This is a genomic window from Sulfuricurvum sp., assembly GCF_022759005.1.
Taxonomy (GTDB): Bacteria; Campylobacterota; Campylobacteria; order Campylobacterales; family Sulfurimonadaceae; genus Sulfuricurvum.
Genome location: NZ_JAEMQA010000149.1, coordinates 1 through 4,747, shown reverse-complemented (window position 1 = coordinate 4,747; position 4,747 = coordinate 1). Strand labels below are relative to the sequence as shown.

At 42.9% G+C, this 4,747-nt stretch carries 7 protein-coding genes; 6 read left to right on the top strand and 1 reads right to left on the bottom strand.

Annotated elements, in window-relative coordinates; all coding sequences use genetic code 11:
- On the bottom strand, nucleotides 1-627 hold a 627-nt coding region (locus JHC35_RS08945), incomplete at its 3' end, for a glycine--tRNA ligase subunit beta (RefSeq protein ID WP_295044432.1).
- A 168-nt stretch (nucleotides 628-795) separates the two neighbouring features.
- On the opposite strand from JHC35_RS08945, the gene JHC35_RS08940 reads away from it, so the two are divergent.
- From JHC35_RS08940 to JHC35_RS08915, 6 genes are all read left to right on the top strand, one after another.
- On the top strand, nucleotides 796-1,215 hold the full coding sequence (locus tag JHC35_RS08940) for a class II SORL domain-containing protein (protein ID WP_295044429.1): 420 nt from the start codon (nucleotides 796-798) through the stop codon (nucleotides 1,213-1,215).
- 130 nt (nucleotides 1,216-1,345) lie between these two features.
- Nucleotides 1,346-2,017 carry a uracil-DNA glycosylase gene (locus tag JHC35_RS08935; RefSeq protein ID WP_295044426.1) on the top strand — a complete coding sequence of 224 codons (672 nt, stop codon included), beginning with the start codon at nucleotides 1,346-1,348 and terminating at the stop codon, nucleotides 2,015-2,017.
- Complete coding sequence (locus JHC35_RS08930; protein ID WP_295044423.1) at nucleotides 2,014-3,078, top strand: hypothetical protein; 1,065 nt, start codon at nucleotides 2,014-2,016, stop codon at nucleotides 3,076-3,078. The genes JHC35_RS08935 and JHC35_RS08930 overlap by 4 nt, the downstream gene beginning before the upstream one ends.
- Nucleotides 3,056-3,721 carry a Crp/Fnr family transcriptional regulator gene (locus tag JHC35_RS08925; RefSeq protein WP_295044421.1) on the top strand — a complete coding sequence of 222 codons (666 nt, stop codon included), beginning with the start codon at nucleotides 3,056-3,058 and terminating at the stop codon, nucleotides 3,719-3,721. Before JHC35_RS08930 ends, JHC35_RS08925 begins: the two co-directional genes overlap by 23 nt.
- Nucleotides 3,722-3,783: 62 nt before the next feature.
- Nucleotides 3,784-4,290, top strand: coding sequence for a ferritin-like domain-containing protein (locus tag JHC35_RS08920; RefSeq protein ID WP_295044418.1), 507 nt, complete (start codon nucleotides 3,784-3,786; stop codon nucleotides 4,288-4,290).
- Nucleotides 4,287-4,736, top strand: coding sequence for an ankyrin repeat domain-containing protein (locus tag JHC35_RS08915; RefSeq protein ID WP_295044415.1), 450 nt, complete (start codon nucleotides 4,287-4,289; stop codon nucleotides 4,734-4,736). Before JHC35_RS08920 ends, JHC35_RS08915 begins: the two co-directional genes overlap by 4 nt.
- Nucleotides 4,737-4,747 lie beyond the last annotated feature (11 nt).

Sequence of the window (4,747 nt, the reverse complement as noted above, 5' to 3'; positions counted from 1 at the left end):
GAGCTCAAAATAGTGATGGATAGAGGCGACTTTTTTCGCCTCAAAATGGCTTATACGGTGGACATGGGTTACAGACGATGATCGGACGCCAAAGAGTTCAACATCGACGAGTTCTTCTCCCAATGTGACATTGAGCCATCGGATCGGTCGGATAAAGCTCTCTTGATTACTTCCCCATCGCATTGATTTGCCGAAGCTGAGGCTTTTAATCCATTGATCGATCATCTCGCCCAGAATCGCTTTGGACGATTGCCCCTCGACGTTACGGCTGAAATAGAGAACCTCTTTCCCCCCTTTTTCGGCGCGGGAGAGTTGATCGAACTCGACGCCGCATTTTTTGGCAAAACCGAGTGCTGCCGGTGTCGGGACTCCATCTTTGATTGCGATCTCTACCGGAGCGCCGTAAAACTCTTCGATACGGTCATCTTGGCGTGTTTTGAACTCACGGTGCCAGAGTACCAAACGGCGTGGTGTATAGTAGAATTCAAACTCTCCGACAAGAGCGTTTTTCTCGAGAACAGCGACCCATTTTTTCTCTATTTCGCTCAATTCTTTGAGCAGTGGAACGGCTGGGAGTTCTTCGACACCGATTTCAATCAAAAGAGGTTTTAACATATATTTATCCATAAATCATTTTTAAAGCCCGATTTTACCGATTGGATGGTTAAAAAATGCTGTTGGATAACGGTTGCTTTGGAAAAAATTAATTCAGAGATAAAATATCTTATTTAGGTCTAGTTAAAAGTTTCTGGGTGTACAATACCCGCATCATATTTATTTCAACAAGGAAACAACATGCCAACAATCAATCGTTACGTAGATATCAGCACCGTAGATCGTGAAGCGAAGAAAGATTATATCGATCGTCACTCACCGTTTATCCACTGTGCTTCAACTGCAAAAAAAGGTGAAAAATTCGCCGTTACCGTTAAAATGGGGAACGAATATTCTCATCCGGACGATTTCGATCACTTCATCGCTAACATTGCGCTTTACAACGGCGAAACATTGCTTGCTCGCGCCGATTTCGTCCCCGGTACACTCGGAAATGAGAAAAACCATGCGGAAGTAACATTCAACATCGTCCCTACGGGTAAAAAATTGACCCTTGTGGCACACGGCTACTGCACCAAACACGGTATATGGGAATCTACTCCGGTTGAAGTAGAAGTCGAAGAAGCTTCTACCTGTTGCGGTGGAGGACACTGCTCATAACCTAATTATAGGTACTTTCCAGCCTTTTTGTAGGTTGGAAAAATCTCCTTTCCAGCTGTATTTTGGATCAATAACATCTTTATCTCCTTTTAACCCCTTGTTATTTATACTCTCTTAAAATTCAAAGTAAGTGATACACGTGGACTCTTTTCAAAATTTGGCAATACTCGAAAATCTATATCGGCTGAAAGCATTGGGATACGATTATTCCGATCCAATTACACCGAATATTCACACGTCTCAGAGCACTTTGCCGGATACTCTTGCTACCCTTTCGCAAGCGATTTCAAAATGCTATATGTGTGATCTCAGTAAATCTCGTTCGCAAAGTATGAGCGGTCACGGGCCGGCGAATGCTCGTATCGTCTTTATTGATGCATATGTTTCGGCCGCTGAAGATGAAGAAAACGGATACTATGTAGGACGATCGGGCGTGATGTTACGCGACATGATTGAAAAAGTTCTTCTCCTTAAAACAGAAGATGTCTATTTTACCCATGCCGTGAAATGTAAGCCTTTTGGATTTCAAGCCCCTTCCAAGAGTGAATATTGCAGCTGTTCACCCTATTTGTTCAAACAGCTTGAGGTGATTAAACCAAAAGTTATTGTTACCCTCGGAGCTGAAGCATATCAAATTTTAACCGGGGATCAAGGTGATTTTGAGCGTATAAGAGGGGAAGTCGTCCCATTCGGAGAGACGCAGATTGTGCCGATGTACAATCCTCTCTACCTTATTCGGAATCCTTCATTGAAAAAAGAGGCGATGAGAGACCTGCAAACCATCAAAGCGCAACTATCATGAAAATATTTACACTTTTTTTCGTTCTCATTCTGCTGGGAATCAACACTTTCGGACGGGACATTATCATACGAAAATCTAGCGATTTCACTCAGCCGTCCGTAGAGGTAGCGACGTCAAAACCACTCAAAATAGGGATCATTTCATCTCCGAATGTGATCGGAAAATATACACAGCTGCTCTATAATGTCTCACTCGCTACGTTGAGCAGTCGAAAAAAAGAGCACTTTGCGATCAAACGCTACGATATCAAAGATGAATCTTCAGTTTCTTTGAAAGTGGCGATCGATGATGCTCAACGAGACGGGATGGATGCTATTTTGGCGCCGCTCACTGCTACGGGAGCGAAAAATTTTGCTACATTGCCGTTGAACCTTCCTGTATATATACCGACCGTTCATAAACGGGATTTGGAATCTGCACCGGAGAATATTACTTTTGGCGGAATCGATTATTCCGCTCAGATAGAAGCTCTTTTACCGTATATGTCAGACTCCATTGCCATCTTTTATGACGATTCGAGTGTCGGAACGCAGCTTAAAAGTATAACGGAAGAGGTTTTTTTAGCGCACAAAAGCGAAAAGAAAAAGGTTCAGGCGTATAGCGTCGATACCAAAGGGGATAATATTATTTCCCATCTCTCAAAGCCCAGTAAATTCAACAAAAACAGTGTCATTATCCACATCCCCGTGGTCAAAAGTGCCATTTTAGCATCACAAATGACATTCAACGGCATACACGAACGCAATATACTCTCTACACAGATCAATCTCGATCCGACATTACTATTACTTACACAATACGGTGATCGAAAAAATATGATCATTGCTAACTCTTTGATCGAATTTCCTACAGGGATTTATACTGCCAACATGATGATGAATAATGAAATGAGCACCGATTGGATTGCCTATTCTACAAGTGTGGGTATCGACTATCTCGTATCCCTGCTCGATCACTCTCAAAGAGAATACGGGATGCGGATCATCCATTCGCAAGTTATCTATCCCGTAGAACTGTATCGTGCTAAGGAGTTTGGCTTTGAACCCCTCAGCTCAAAATGATACAGTCTCCTTAGATAAAATAGGGCTTTTTAGCCAACTCTCTGCTGCTCAGCGAAGACAGATCGAATCGATCGGTATTCTGCGCCACTATGATGAACACGAGATTGTTTTTTATGAAGGTAATCAAAGTGAGTATTTCCATTTTTTGGTCGAAGGGGAAGCGGTTGTCTTCAAATCAACCGCTTCGATCGAACCGATGGTGATTCACCGCTTTCATGCTCCTTCTTTGATCGCAGAAGTAGCAACACTTCGTCAAATACCCTATCCGGCATCCTGTGAAGCGACTTCTATTGCCCTTGTGCTCAAAATTTCGCGCGATCCGTTTTTGGATTTATTGAAAAACGATCCTTCGCTGAGTATCGCGTTGATCGCATCATTAACCACTAAAATTGCCGCTTTGGAGGTAGCATTGCAGCGTCACAGTGCACCGAGTGCTCTCGCAAAAGTCGCCCGATTGATCCGTGATGATCGAAAAGTATTTGAACAGCTCACAGGGGTGCAAATCGCACAAATGCTGGGGATCACCCCGGAAACTCTCTCTCGAATGATCAAAAAGCTTAAATCCGAAGGAATTATTTCGTTGTCAAAAAAAGAGGGAATTAACCTTTTGGAAAATGAGAAGCTTTTAACTTATTGTGGATAATAATTTTCCTTTAAGAGGGAGAGTGATACAGTTTAGCTATCTATAAGCATCAGGAGTTAGTCATGGCAAAACGAGGTATTTCCCTCCTTCGAGGAATCGAAGCTCAAACGGTATATGAGCTATTAAATAAAGCCTATTGCGATGAATGGTTGGCCTATTATCAATATTTTATTGAAGCCAAAGTTGTCAAAGGACTGATGAAAGATGCCGCTATTACCGAACTGACTCAGCATGCAGCCGATGAGCTTCGCCATGCAACGATGGTATGCGACCGTATCATTCAACTCGGCGGCACCCCTGCCCTACACCCCTCAGAGTGGCTAACTAACTCCAATTGTGGCTATGATGCTCCGACCGACGGCGATGTTCGAAAAGTTTTGAAACAAGCGATCAGGGGTGAACAATGTGCTATCAGTGTCTATTCAAACATCCTAGACATCACTCGTGAAAAAGATATTATTACGTATGATCTAGTGTCTCAAATTCTGGCAGATGAAGTAGAACACGAAGAGGATTTGCAAGCACTTTTTGATGACATTGAAGAATTTATTGAGCAATTTAGAAAATGAGGCATTTAATCACCATAGTACTTGCCGCATTTTCACTGCAAGCAGTGGATATACTCGACTTGGTTGCACTATTGGATCGAAACGATACGAAAACATTTGAATCGCGTGTACAAACGATTGCGGATGCCAACAGTATGCGAGAAGACAATAAAAAGTCTATATTGATGTACGCCTGCTGGGTTGGCAATACGGAAGCAGTTACATATCTGGTTCAAAAAGGGGCTGACGTCAACGCTCAAGACAACGGCGGAGCGACAGCACTGCATTTGGCAATTTGGAAAGGTTTTACCCCTATCGCCTTATATCTTTTGGAGAACGGCGCATCGGCAAGCTCGATAAGTCAGGAGGGGATGACTCCGATGGACATTGCGGTATTAAAAGAGAACCGAGAGGTTATATCCGCAATTGAAAAAACGACCCCGAAACTCAAACCGCTTCTAAAATAAACTATCCAATA

Bases quoted from the DNA above. Each gene is read 5' to 3' on its own strand.
- JHC35_RS08940 (WP_295044429.1), top strand. From the start codon at position 796: ATGCCAACAATCAATCGTTACGTAGATATCAGCACCGTAGATCGTGAA.
- JHC35_RS08930 (WP_295044423.1), top strand. From the start codon at position 2,014: ATGAAAATATTTACACTTTTTTTCGTTCTCATTCTGCTGGGAATCAAC.
- JHC35_RS08920 (WP_295044418.1), top strand. From the start codon at position 3,784: ATGGCAAAACGAGGTATTTCCCTCCTTCGAGGAATCGAAGCTCAAACG.
- JHC35_RS08915 (WP_295044415.1), top strand. From the start codon at position 4,287: ATGAGGCATTTAATCACCATAGTACTTGCCGCATTTTCACTGCAAGCA.